Below are 12745 nucleotides of genomic sequence, written 5' to 3'. Positions count from 1 at the left end.
AAACCTGTATTCTTTTCGTGTTGTCGATCAGTGCAAATCGGGCACCGGCCGGTAACTGCGGGATCTTCCCGCGCAGACCGGTCTCGCGATGATTGCGCGCCAGTCCGGCGGACCGAACCGGACCGGACAAACTGACAGGCAGAAATTTCGACCGCTCCTATATCCTGTTTGCGCTTCAAGGTCCAGCTATCCGTCATCTGCCCGCATTCATCAACCGGCGCGCACCGAAACCGCGGGCGCATCACCTCTGATTTATACAACTTATGGATTTAACCGTGATTTTTTGTCGCAGAACTGCTTACGCCTTGCAGTTCTGTGAATAATATTTCAATAATGTCCCTTAATAAGAAAAAATAACTCTAAAGTATAACTCTTCGGGGGTTACAAACTGGGCGACGAAAAGAACAAAACACCCGTTGCCTGATCCAAGAAACCCGGACGGACACAGAAGCCGCTCGGGGAAAACAGCACAAGAAGGTAGGACAGAATGGGAATTAAGTTCGGGGTCCAAAGCAAACTTCTGATATCGTTTGCATTGGTCGGATTGATGGCGGTGGTTTCTGCCGTTGTGGGTGCCGTGTCTTTCAACAAGTTCGGCGAAGCTCTGACCACCATTACAGAAGAAAAACTGCCGCCGATCGCCGCGGCACAGCAACTGGCGACCGAAAGCGCGGAAATCGTCGCGATTGCGCCGCGCATCGTCGCATCCAATTCCACAGATGAAGAACTGGCGATCAAGGAAGAACTTGATTTCCGCCTGCTGGAACTGGTCAACAAGATCAACGAAATCGAATCAACCGGCTTCATGCCCGACGTGATTGCCACGATCAATGACAACCGCATTCAGTTGCAGGACACCCTTGGTCAATTGCACACAGTCACCCAGGAACGTTTTGCCATTTCGACCGAAAAGGCCGAAAAACTAAGCGAGTTCCAGGACCTTGCAAAACGCTATGGCGATACGCTGAAACCGGTTCTGTCCTATACTCAGAATGACATCGCGCAGGGCAACGCCTATGCGCAGTCATTAAAGGACGATCCGTCCGCCAAATACACGGCAAGCACCGAAGAAGTCATTGAAAACTTCATCAAGATGAACGAGGCCATCAGCGCACGTTCACCGGTTCTGGAAATCGAACGTCTTGGTTCGTCTGCTGCCAACATGATCATCGCGTCAACCACCGAAACACAGGCCGTGCGTCTGTCGATCATTCCGGTGCGTATTCGCGGCACCTATGCCGATGCACTGGCCGCCCTTGATTCCATCGGGAACGAGCGCCTGAAGAACTTCTATGTCGAACTGATCGACAAGATGCAGAAGCTCTCGGTCGGGGATGACAGCCTGCCGGAGCTTCGCAAACGCGAACTTGCCGCCGCCGAGGAAAGCCAGCGTCTGGTCATCCAGAGCGGTGAATACGCCAACGCAATGCGCAGCGGCGTTTCCGAACTGGTCGCCGCCCTGAACTCCGAAGTCGATGACGCCGCCACACAGGCAAAAGTCGTCGAAAAACAGAGCCTGACGGCACTGGCCGTTGTCGCCATCGCCGCCATCCTGATCTCGCTGATCATTTATGTGGTCTATGTGCGTGGCAACCTTCTGCGTCGTCTGGCAGGTCTGCAAACCACCATGGTCACACTGGCCGATGGCAATCTTGATATCGACGTCCCGGTCAAGGGCAATGACGAAATCACCGCCATGGGCCGCGCGGTCGAGGTGTTCAAGGACAACGCCCTTAAGGTGCGTGAACTTCAGGCCGAAGAAGAACGCCTGAACCGTGAACGCAACGAAGCACTCCGCGATGAACTGCTTGGCCTTGCCGATACCCTGCAAAACGAAGTCGAAAGTGCGGTCGGTGAAATCGCCGCCCTCGCCGAACAGCTTCAGGGTGTGTCGGGCCAGATGAGCCAGAGTGCCGAACTGGTTTCCGGCCAGACCGAAGATGTCGCATCTTCGGCCCAGGAAGCCACCGGCAACGTCGAAACCGTTGCTGCCGCCACCGAACAGCTTTCGGCCTCAAACGCGGAAATCAACCGCCAGATGGCGGAATCGACCCGCATTTCCAACAATGCCGCCGACCGCGCACAGGAAACCAACCAGCTGGTGGTCAGCCTGTCGCAATCGGCAAACCGCATCGGCGAGGTCATCGCACTGATCACCGACATCGCCGAACAGACCAACCTTCTGGCCCTTAACGCCACCATCGAAGCGGCACGTGCCGGCGATGCGGGCAAGGGCTTTGCGGTTGTCGCCGCCGAGGTCAAAAACCTCGCCAACCAGACCGAAAAGGCGACCGAAGAAATTGCCGGTCAGATTTCCGGCATCCAGAAGGCGACCGGGGAATCCGTTACCGCCATCGAGGATATCGGTCGCATCATCGAAAACATCAACGAGATTGCCACAACCATTTCGGCTGCAGTCGAAGAACAGGGTGCGGCAACCGACGAGATCACGCGCAACGTGCGTAGTGCGGCTGATCGCACCCGCACCGTTTCGTCCTCGATCAATGATGTGGCAAGTGAAACCGGCAAAACCGGCGAACTTTCCGGTCAGGTTCTGGCAACGGCACAGACCGCATCCGAAAAGGTCGAAAATCTGCGTTCGCGGATCAACGGCATCCTCGAGGATCTCCGTCAGCAGGCACGTGATCGCGCCTCCTGATCTGCCGAAATCTGCCAAACCTTCTTCTGTGCAAGGCCCGCCACCCGGCGGGCCTTTTCTATTGGTCAGAATGGCCACAAGCTTTTGTACAAAGGACTTATCCAGATGGACAGGGCTGCCACATTAGAGAAACATTTGGGTTATTCTGCACCGGCGCGTGTGCTATAGAAATTTTCAACATAAGAAAAACAAGAACTTCCGCCTTCAATTGTCGCGCATCCTTATCGTTCCTAACCGATATCGCGGGACTCCCCGAATGCGGAAACCACAGGAAGGTTTCATCCAGGAAAATCAAACAGACGCGTGTTACCGGCATGACAGATGCCGGTGCACTGCTTATGCGTAATCGGGGTTAGGTGAGTAATGGGAAAGACTATCAAATCTGATGATCGCCAGAAGCCGGTCAACAAGACCGCAAAAGGCTTCGGCGTTCAGGGGAAACTGGCGGCATCATTTGCACTTGTCGGCCTGATGGCCGTCGTGGCGGCCACCGTCGCCGTCATATCCTTCGACAAGTTCGGCTCCGAACTTGCGGACATCACGCATTCGAAACTGCCGCCGATGTTTTCGGCACAACAACTCGCGACCGACAGTGCAAAGATCGTGGCCATCGCGCCGCGGATCATCGCATCGAAAACCCCCGACGAAGAACAGGCTGTCAAAGCAGAACTTGATACGCTGCTGGCCGCGCTTGACGAAAATGTCGCGCAATTGCGCGAAACAAATCTTCAAGCCGAAATTCTCGATGGTATAGATACCAACAGTGCCAATCTGCGCGACGCGCTGGAAAATCTGCATGCAATGACCCTGAACCGGTTTGCCATCGCCGATGACATTGCCGGAAAACTGAACAAGTTTCAGCAGCTAAGCGGGCGTTACAGCAGCATGATCACCCCGCTCCTGTCTTTCACCCAGACAACCATTGCCGGGATCAATGCCTCCGTCGAAGATCTGCGCAAATCAGGCGATCCCCTGCCCTACGAAGATCAGGTCCGCACAACCAAACTGCTTTATGACCTTGACGATGCCGTTGCATCGCGCGGACCGGTTCTTGAACTCAGCCGGATGGGCAGCGACATCGTCAACACGATCCTGACATCAAGCTCGCTCGACGACCCGACCCGGCTTTCGGTCATCAGCGTGCAGGTCCGCGGCAGCTTCACATCGCTGCAAAAATTGATCGAAGGTCTCGACAACGAAAAACTCAAAAAGTTCTACTCCAACATCGTCAGTGACATGCTTGAACTCTCTATTGGCGATGGCAGTCTTCCTGACTTGCGGATCAAGTATCTTGAAGCCGCCGCAACCCAGCAGCAGATCGTCGATCAAAGCACCCAATACGCCGCTGACATGGAAAACAGCGTCAAGGCACTGGTCGAAAGCCTGCAATCGGATGTCGACGCGGCCGCCGGATCGGCCCAGACCCTGAATGCGCAAAGCTCGCAGATCATGTATGGCGTTGCCGGTGCGGCCATCCTGATCTCGCTGATCATTTATGTGGTCTATGTGCGTGGCAACCTTCTGCGTCGTCTGGCAGGTCTGCAAACCACCATGGTCACACTGGCCGATGGCAATCTTGATATCGACGTCCCGGTCAAGGGCAATGACGAAATCACCGCCATGGGCCGCGCGGTCGAGGTGTTCAAGGACAACGCCCTTAAGGTGCGTGAACTTCAGGCCGAAGAAGAACGCCTGAACCGTGAACGCAACGAAGCACTCCGCGATGAACTGCTTGGCCTTGCCGATACCCTGCAAAACGAAGTCGAAAGTGCGGTCGGTGAAATCGCCGCCCTCGCCGAACAGCTTCAGGGTGTGTCGGGCCAGATGAGCCAGAGTGCCGAACTGGTTTCCGGCCAGACCGAAGATGTCGCATCTTCGGCCCAGGAAGCCACCGGCAACGTCGAAACCGTTGCTGCCGCCACCGAACAGCTTTCGGCCTCAAACGCGGAAATCAACCGCCAGATGGCGGAATCGACCCGCATTTCCAACAATGCCGCCGACCGCGCACAGGAAACCAACCAGCTGGTGGTCAGCCTGTCGCAATCGGCAAACCGCATCGGCGAGGTCATCGCACTGATCACCGACATCGCCGAACAGACCAACCTTCTGGCCCTTAACGCCACCATCGAAGCGGCACGTGCCGGCGATGCGGGCAAGGGCTTTGCGGTTGTCGCCGCCGAGGTCAAAAACCTCGCCAACCAGACCGAAAAGGCGACCGAAGAAATTGCCGGTCAGATTTCCGGCATCCAGAAGGCGACCGGGGAATCCGTTACCGCCATCGAGGATATCGGTCGCATCATCGAAAACATCAACGAGATTGCCACCACCATTTCGGCCGCGGTCGAAGAACAGGGTGCGGCAACCGACGAGATCACGCGCAACGTGCGTAGTGCGGCTGATCGCACCCGCACCGTTTCCGCCTCGATCAATGATGTGGCAAGTGAAACCGGCAAAACCGGTCAACTGTCGGGCGAAGTCCTGACCACAGCACAGGATGCCTCGCACAAGGTCGAAGCCTTGCGTGCCCGCATCAACGGCATCCTCGAAGACCTTCGCCAGCAGGCCCGCAGTCGCGCAGCCTGATCACAACCGACTGTCTTTTTGTGCTGAAAGGCCCGCCATCCGGCGGGCCTTTCATTTTTTTTGTCGCTTTGGCATGATCGTCCCCGCCCATGCAGGCAGGATTTCAACATATTGAAAATGTTTGGATTTTACGCGCTGGGCCAGCTGCCCTTAAGCCGCCCGCCGATCCGGACCGGCTCGATCCGTTTGGCAAGGCCGGTGGCATCGTCGGTTTCGACATAAACACCACACACCGTTGCCGGGCCGTCTGCCGGTTCGAACCGGCCGGTCGGCATTTTGGTGATGAATTTGCGGACCGAATTTTCCTTTTTCATCCCGATCACGGAATCAAAATCGCCGCACATGCCAACATCGGTCTGATAGGCCGTTCCGCCCGGCAATATCTGGGCATCCGCCGTCGGCACATGGGTGTGCGTCCCCAGAACAAGCGATGCCCGCCCGTCGCAATGATGGCCAAACGCCATCTTTTCCGACGTGGTTTCGGCATGGAAATCGATGATGATCGCATCAACATTCTTGCCAAGCCTGTGTTTGGCAAAAAGTTTGTTCGCGCCCTGGAACGGGCACGAAAGCGGGTCCATGAACAACCGCCCCATCATGTTAACAACGCAAACTTTTTTGCCCGAACGGGTTTTGAAAACATAATCGCCCTTGCCCGGTGTCCCGTCGGGGAAGTTCCACGGGCGCAGCAGTTTTTCATCTTCATCGATATAGGCAATGATTTCGCGCTGGTCCCAGACATGGTTGCCCGTCGTCAGAACATCGGCACCGGCATCATAGAATTCCTTGCAGATTTTCGCCGTCACACCAAAACCGTGCGCCGAATTTTCCACATTCACCACGGCAACATCGACCGAAAGACGGTCCCGCAGCATCGGTAACGCTTCAAGTGCTGCAGTACGACCGGATTGGCCAAGAACGTCGCCAAGATGGAGTAAACGCATTGTATTTCCCGTTTCGTCGCACGCCCGAAATCCGGACATGCCTGTAACCGATGCCCCTGTCAGACGCACCGATTGATGCACAACATAGATAAATTGGGGATATGAATTAAGTGGGAGCCACCGCTGCCGTTGGCCATGTGGTAATTCCTCGTGACCTGCGTGTGCAGGTGGGCGCCGTATAACGAGACCACGGCCTCGACAGGGACAGCTCCCTAGAGAAATGAGCATCGGCCCCGGGAATTAGCGAACCTGACGAACAGGGCAGCCCCCGATTTGCCGCTGCACCCGATCACCGCGAACGGCGCATCGAAAACAGTCAGCGTCCGGAACTTAGTCCTGCGAAAGCTTTTGCGCAATAGCTTCGATGCGAACAGCCATGCTTTCCATGTTTTCCGCAATCGCGTCACCTTCGGCCGCACTTACGCTGCCGGGTTCCGGTTCGACGGCTGTCTGGCCCTTGCGCAATTTTTCATGCATGTCGCCCAGCTCGTCGGCAATCAGAAGACTGGTCATCACCAAAAGGCGCTGTTCGCCAATCTGGCCAACCGCACCGGCAATCTCGCGAACCCGCTCATCGACATATTGCGCAAGGTTCATCAGGCGTTCTTCCTGACCATCGTCGCAGGCAACATCATAGCTGCGCCCGTTAATTCGTACTGAAACCTGTGCCATGGAATTTATGCCTGCCTTTGTTCGCGATCATCATCAAGGACCAGACGCAACTGCCCCACGGCACCGTCAAGACGGGCCGAGACGGTCTGGGTTGCTGTTGCGAGCTTGTCATAATCCTGACGCACGGCTGCCAGCTGGCTTTTCAGGGTTTCGACTTCACCGGCAGCATCGGATTGATTTCCGATATCCTTGGCCATACGCGACTCCACGGCAGCATCAAGACTGTCGATGGCCGCTTTAAGTCGGATACTCGCTTCTAGCAAACGCGACATATTCAATATCCAGCTTTGTTAAACTACCCGGTCGGCACAGGCAAAACCCGTACCCAATCGCAAGATTGGCCACCCTGCCAACCGACTTTGTCATGAAAAAGGCTGATTTGTTGCCGAACAAACCCGTGGCATCAAATATCTGCCCCACGGAATAATGCCCGGAAACCGTATGGAAAAGCCCGTCATGACATGCGCAACGTTACCCGCTCCGTTCACCGAACCGAAAGGATACAGGGAACGCCGGGCCAAACGGCAACATAGGGGGCAGGATCAGGACGCGTCAACATGCACCTTGGCAACCCGGCATGTTTGTCGTTTTCGTTAACCACAATTAGGACAATTGGCGCAGTTTTTCGACAGAAGCGGTTGACGGATGCCCCCCGTACGGGCATGTTCCGCGCGAATTCCGTTAACATGGAATACATGTATCAAAAGTGTTTTCATCGCCCGACCGCGAAACCCCCAGGAACCGCATCCAATGACGACGCAAACAGAACACAACCGCATGGCCAATGCCATCCGCTTTCTTTCGGCCGACGCCGTCGAAAAAGCCAATTCCGGACATCCCGGCATGCCGATGGGCATGGCAGACGTCGCGACTGTTCTTTATACCAAATTCCTGAAATTTGATCCAAAGCACCCGCACTGGCCCGACCGCGACCGTTTCATCCTGTCCGCTGGTCACGGCTCAATGCTGCTTTATTCGCTTCTGCACCTTACGGGTTACGAAGATTTCGATCTGGATCAGATCAAGAATTTCCGTCAGATGGGTTCGCGTACTGCCGGTCACCCGGAATTCGGCCATGGTGCCGGTATCGAAACCACCACCGGCCCGCTGGGTCAGGGCATTGCGACCTCGGTTGGTTTCGCGCTTGGCGAACGCATCATGAATGCGCGCTTTGGCAATGATGTTGTCGATCACTTCACCTATGTGATTGCCGGTGACGGCTGCCTGATGGAAGGCATTTCCCAGGAAGCCATTTCGATGGCCGGTCACATGAAACTGTCGAAACTGATCGTCCTGTTTGACGATAACGGCATTTCGATTGACGGCCCGACCTCGCTTTCGACGTCCGAAGATCACAAAAAACGTTTCGAAGCCGCCGGCTGGGACGTGCAGCAGATTGACGGCCACGATCCGGTCGCCATCGAAGCCGCGATTGCCAAGGCAAAAACCACCAATACCCCCTCGATGATCGCCTGCAAAACCGTTATCGGTTTTGGCGCTCCGACCAAGGGTGGCACCTCGGCAACGCATGGTTCGCCGCTTGGCGCGACCGAACTTGCCGGTGCGCGTGAAAAACTTGGCTGGACGTCTGAGCCGTTCGACATTCCCGCCGACATTCTCGGCGCATGGCGCAATGCCGGTGCGCGTGGCAAGGCCGATTTCGATGCATGGGGTGCGCGTTTCGAAAATCTCGAAGCCTCCCTCAAGGACGAATTCGAACGCCGCGTCGAAGGCAAACTGCCGGAAAACTGGATCGATGCGTTCAACGACTACAAAAAGCAGATCACCGCTGAACTGCCGAAAGTCGCAACCCGCAAATCGTCCCAGAACGTTCTTGAAGTTCTGACCAAGGCAATCCCGGAAATGATCGGCGGCTCTGCCGACCTGACCGGTTCGAACAACACCAAAACCGGCGTTCAGGCCCCGATCACCGCTGATGGCGGCTATCATGGCGGCTATATCTATTACGGTATCCGTGAACACGGCATGGCGGCGGCCATGAATGGCCTTGCCCTGCATGGCGGCGTTCTGCCTTATGGCGGCACCTTCCTGGTCTTTACCGACTATTGCCGCCCGGCAATCCGCCTTTCAGCCCTGATGAACCAGCGCGTTGTCTATGTCATGACCCACGATTCCATCGGTCTTGGCGAAGACGGCCCGACCCATCAACCGGTTGAACATGTTGCATCACTGCGCGCGATGCCGAACGTTACGGTCATCCGTCCGGCCGATGCGGTTGAAACCGCCGAAGCATGGGCAATGGCAATCACCAACGAAACCGGTCCGACCGTCATGGCGCTGACCCGTCAGAACCTGCCGACCCTGCGCACCGAATACCGCGAAGACAACCTTGTCGCGCGCGGCGGTTACGTGATTTCCGATTGCGACGGTGATCGTCAGGTCACCCTGATCGCGACCGGCTCCGAAGTCGAAATTGCCGTAAACGCCCAGGCGAAACTCAAGGCCGACGGCATCAATGCCGCCGTCGTCTCCCTGCCAAGCTGGGAACTGTTCGACGCACAGTCACCGGAATACCGCAAGGAAGTCCTTGGCGACAAACCGCGTATCGCCATCGAAGCCCTGTCGGTCTTCGGCTGGGAGAAATACGTTGGCGACAACGGCAAAGTCATTGGCATGCACGGCTTTGGTGCCTCGGCACCGGCCGAAGTCCTTTACGAGCATTTCGGCATCACCGCCGAGGCGCTGGTCAAGGCGGCCAAAGAACTCGTTTAATTCAAGGGGCCGGATCGGTAATATGCCGATCCGGCCTTTTTTCTATGGGGTTAAACCCCAAGCCGTGATTGATACTCCCCAGGTACCAATCATCATAATTTTGGAGGGATGAATGGCTATTCGCGTAGCGATTAATGGTTTTGGTCGTATTGGCCGTCTGGTTCTGCGTGCCATCGTTGAAAGCGGCCGTACCGATGTTGAAGTCGTGGCCATCAACGACCTGGGTGACGTCGCCACCAACGCACATCTTCTGAAATACGATTCCGTTCATGGCGTTCTGGCAAATGACGTCAAAGCCGAAGGCAACGACCTTGTCATCGACGGCAAGGCGATCAAGGTCTGCTCGGAACGCGATCCGGCGAACCTGCCGTGGGGCGCACTGAATGTCGATATCGCATTCGAATGCACCGGCATCTTCCTTGACGAAGCGGGTGCAGGCAAACACCTGACCGCCGGTGCCAAACGCGTTCTGATTTCCGCCCCGGCAAAGGGCGACATCAAAACCGTCGTTTACGGTGTCAACAGCGATACCCTGACCGCATCCGACATCATAGTTTCGAACGCGTCCTGCACCACCAACTGTCTGGCACCGGTTGCAGACGTTCTGAACAAGACCGTTGGCATCACCAAGGGCTTCATGACCACCGTTCACGCCTTCACCGGCGACCAGAACACGGTCGACAGCCTGCACAAGGATCTGCGCCGCGCCCGTGCAGCATCGCTTTCGATGATCCCGACCTCGACCGGTGCGGCCAAGGCCGTCGGTCTGGTTCTGCCGGAACTCAAAGGCAAGCTTGACGGCACCGCCATCCGTGTCCCGACCCCGAACGTTTCGATGGTTGACCTGACCTTCGTTGCCGGTCGCGACACCACGGCTGATGAAATCAATGCCGCGATCAAGGACGCCGCAAACGGCCCGCTCAAAGGCGTTCTGGGCGTTTGCGAAGCTCCGCTGGTCTCGATTGACTTCAACCACAACCCGAACAGCTCGACCTTTGATGTCACCCAGACCCAGGTTATCGGCGGCAACTTCGTCCGTATCCTGTCCTGGTACGACAACGAATGGGGCTTCTCGAACCGTATGTCTGATACCGCCGTTGCAATGGCAAAGTTCCTTTAATCGGAACTTGAAGGTATCTATCCGGATCAAGGGCGGCCTTCGGGTCGCCCTTTCTGTTTGGCAAATCCCGACCCGGTGATATTTTGCCCCGATGAAAGACACCACAAACCTTTTCATTCGCATTCATGGCATGGCAGGCGGGCAATCGGCCTGCCGCGTTGCAGGGCGTGCGCGGATCAATCTGCTGTCGCCGGAAAATGCCGGGGCGTCGCTTGGTGCACAATGGTTTGCCACCCTGATCGCCAGATTACGAACCGACTTTCCTGATGCCCTCATCCACGGCATCCTTGATTGTCGCGGACGTCGCGCATCGGCCTTGGCCGCGATGGAGGCCGGAATTGATGCGGTCCTGATTGATGACGATCTACCCGATGATCTGAAAACCCGGCTTGAAAATCTCGGCTCGAAGTCGGGATGCCGGGTCATCACCACCCTGCCCGACCCGGACCGGATTTACGAAACCGGTGACGATCATCTGCCCGATGCGGAACTGGACCGGCGGCTTTCGGCGTTTTTGGCTGGGTGATTGCCAAAAGGGTGATGAAACGTTACATGATACGCAGTTTTTGATCAGGAATGACCATCGTGAACGCAGACGACCAAACCGGCCTTTATCTTCTGACACCGCCAAAAATCGATCTCGCCGTATTTCCGGACCTTCTGAAATCCGTGCTTGATACCGGTGCGATTGATTGTCTGCAGCTTCGTCTCAAAGACGTTTCCGATGATGAAATCCGCAAGGCGATTGATGCGATCCTGCCGCTGTGCTCAGAACGCGACATTCCCCTGATCCTGAATGACCGCCCTGACATTGCCAAAAAATCGGGCGCTGACGGTGTGCATGTCGGCGAAGAAGACGCCAGCTACGCCGAGGCGCGCGCCATCATGGGCGAGGAACACATTGTCGGCGTGTCCTGCTATGACAGCCGCCACCGCGCCATGGAACTTGGCGAAAAAGGGGCTGATTACGTCGCGTTTGGCGCGTTCTATCCGACCCAGACCAAAGAAGCCAAAACCAGCGTCACCCCGGAAATCATCGAAATCTGGACGACCTTTACAACCGTCCCCTGTGTCGCGATTGGCGGTATCACGGCTGATAACCTTGGCCCGATCGTCGAAGCCGGTGCCGATTTCATTGCCGTCACGGGCGGAGTCTGGAACCATCCGGACGGCCCAGAGGCCGGGGCGAAGGCAATCAAGGCCGCGATTGCTGCTGCTTCGGACTGAAACCCGACGCGGTTCAATACCCTTTTGACCTAGGCGATTTCGCGACAGCCATGCGCGAATGACGGTTTGCCATGCACGCAAACCCTGATCAATCTGCTTGCAGCAAATTCGCCAAACTGGTAGTTAAGCCCGACTTTAATGGGACAGGTGTCCCGCTTACATCGTGAATCTGTGATCTGAAAGAACGGTTGGTGCCATGAAAATCAACGGCAACGAAATCCGTCCGGGTAACCTTATCGAACATAAAGGTGCCCTGTGGCGTGCGGTAAAATGCCAGGCTGTGAAGCCGGGTAAAGGCGGTGCGTTTAACCAGGTTGAACTCAAAGACATTCGTACCGGCACCAAGCTGAACGAACGTTTCCGGGCGTCGGAAACCGTCGAACGTGTTCGTCTGGAACAGAATGAATATACCTATCTGTTTGCCGATGGTGACATGATCACCTTCATGGACAGCGAAACTTTCGAACAGATCACAGTCAATGCAGAACTCGTCGGCGAACCGGCAGTATTCCTTCAGGATGGAATGGTTGTTACCATCGAATCCTTCGAAGGCGAACCGCTTGCCGTTACCCTGCCCGAACATGTTGTCTGCCAGATCGTCGAAGCCGACGCGGTTGTCAAAGGGCAGACCCAGTCTTCTTCCTTCAAGCCGGCCGTTCTTGATAATGGCGTTCGCATTCTCGTTCCGCCGCATATTGAATCCGGTACGCGCGTTGTCGTGAACACGACCGAATGCACCTATCTCGAGCGTGCAAAAGACTAAGGACATTCGTCCCTAGGCCTTCCTTTTTTACTTTCAAACACCGG

General features: G+C 56.0%; 10 protein-coding genes and 1 other RNA gene. 7 read left to right on the top strand and 4 right to left on the bottom strand.

Translation table 11 applies throughout. The features are described from left to right. Window positions 1-487: 487 nt before the first annotated feature. Both BC440_RS03720 and BC440_RS03715 read left to right on the top strand, forming a co-directional pair. Window positions 488-2659 (top strand): methyl-accepting chemotaxis protein, encoded by a 2172-nt coding sequence (locus BC440_RS03720; protein ID WP_071239546.1) that lies wholly within the window; start codon window positions 488-490, stop codon window positions 2657-2659. A 363-nt stretch (window positions 2660-3022) separates the two neighbouring features. Further along, window positions 3023-5242 (top strand): methyl-accepting chemotaxis protein, encoded by a 2220-nt coding sequence (locus BC440_RS03715; RefSeq protein WP_071239545.1) that lies wholly within the window; start codon window positions 3023-3025, stop codon window positions 5240-5242. Between the two features lie 128 nt (window positions 5243-5370). On the opposite strand, the gene BC440_RS03710 is transcribed toward BC440_RS03715, so the two are convergent. The 4 genes from BC440_RS03710 to BC440_RS03695 all read right to left on the bottom strand — a co-directional run bounded on the left by BC440_RS03710 (window position 5371) and on the right by BC440_RS03695 (window position 7130). Next, a complete protein-coding gene (locus tag BC440_RS03710) occupies window positions 5371-6186 on the bottom strand; it encodes a TIGR00282 family metallophosphoesterase (protein ID WP_037990851.1) in 816 nt (271 codons plus the stop codon). A gap of 110 nt (window positions 6187-6296) precedes the next feature. After that, window positions 6297-6457: non-coding RNA, 6S RNA (gene ssrS / locus BC440_RS03705), on the bottom strand. A gap of 59 nt (window positions 6458-6516) precedes the next feature. Then, complete coding sequence (locus tag BC440_RS03700) at window positions 6517-6858, bottom strand: cell division protein ZapA (protein WP_071239544.1); 342 nt, start codon at window positions 6856-6858, stop codon at window positions 6517-6519. Window positions 6859-6863: 5 nt separating this feature from the next. Continuing rightward, window positions 6864-7130 (bottom strand): DUF4164 family protein, encoded by a 267-nt coding sequence (locus tag BC440_RS03695; protein WP_007092439.1) that lies wholly within the window; start codon window positions 7128-7130, stop codon window positions 6864-6866. Window positions 7131-7608: 478 nt separating this feature from the next. Between BC440_RS03695 and tkt the strand changes: the two genes are divergently transcribed. From tkt to efp, 5 genes are all read left to right on the top strand, one after another. Further along, window positions 7609-9591 (top strand): transketolase, encoded by a 1983-nt coding sequence (tkt, locus tag BC440_RS03690; RefSeq protein WP_071239543.1) that lies wholly within the window; start codon window positions 7609-7611, stop codon window positions 9589-9591. 112 nt (window positions 9592-9703) lie between these two features. Continuing rightward, window positions 9704-10711 (top strand): type I glyceraldehyde-3-phosphate dehydrogenase, encoded by a 1008-nt coding sequence (gap, locus tag BC440_RS03685; protein WP_071239542.1) that lies wholly within the window; start codon window positions 9704-9706, stop codon window positions 10709-10711. A gap of 91 nt (window positions 10712-10802) precedes the next feature. Continuing rightward, window positions 10803-11237 (top strand): hypothetical protein, encoded by a 435-nt coding sequence (locus BC440_RS03680; RefSeq protein ID WP_071239541.1) that lies wholly within the window; start codon window positions 10803-10805, stop codon window positions 11235-11237. 50 nt (window positions 11238-11287) lie between these two features. After that, window positions 11288-11938 (top strand): thiamine phosphate synthase, encoded by a 651-nt coding sequence (thiE, locus tag BC440_RS03675; RefSeq protein WP_071239540.1) that lies wholly within the window; start codon window positions 11288-11290, stop codon window positions 11936-11938. Between the two features lie 196 nt (window positions 11939-12134). Continuing rightward, a complete protein-coding gene (efp, locus tag BC440_RS03670) occupies window positions 12135-12701 on the top strand; it encodes an elongation factor P (protein WP_037990860.1) in 567 nt (188 codons plus the stop codon). Window positions 12702-12745 lie beyond the last annotated feature (44 nt).

The organism is Thalassospira sp. MIT1004, from assembly GCF_001858545.1.
Lineage (GTDB): Bacteria > Pseudomonadota > Alphaproteobacteria > Rhodospirillales > Thalassospiraceae > Thalassospira > Thalassospira xiamenensis.
Note: the sequence above shows the minus strand (reverse complement) of the source record. Positions and strands in the feature narration are given on the sequence as shown.